Here is a 444-nt window from a genome sequence, read left to right on the forward strand (position 1 = left end):
TGAAAGTTGTTGAAGAAGCGGGTGATTCTACCAACCTAAAAGCAGGTCAAATAGTAACACCACGCCAATTAAGAGATGAAAATTCAATTTTAAGAAGAGAAGACAAACAACTTGTAGTGGCAAGAGATGCACAACCTGCAACGGCAACGCCAATATTACAAGGTATTACAAGAGCTTCGCTTCAAACTAAATCATTCATTTCTGCAGCATCGTTCCAAGAAACTACGAAAGTACTTAACGAAGCAGCTGTAGCTGGTAAAGTTGATACTTTAGAAGGCTTAAAAGAAAATGTAATTGTTGGTCATAGAATACCAGCAGGTACAGGTATGAGACGCTATTCTAACATCATTGTAGGATCAAAAGAAGAATTTGATGAAATGATGCAAGTAAAGCAAGAGCTTAACTATAACTAATAATTGTAATTCCTGCGAAAGTGGGAGTACA

1 protein-coding gene is annotated in these 444 nt (G+C 36.9%); it reads left to right on the forward strand.

The window, feature by feature from the left end:
• Window positions 1-413: hypothetical protein (locus FUA24_RS03985; RefSeq protein ID WP_148540154.1), on the forward strand; the 413-nt coding region annotated here is incomplete at its 5' end.
• Window positions 414-444 lie beyond the last annotated feature (31 nt).

The sequence above is a fragment of the Seonamhaeicola marinus genome (assembly GCF_008085455.1).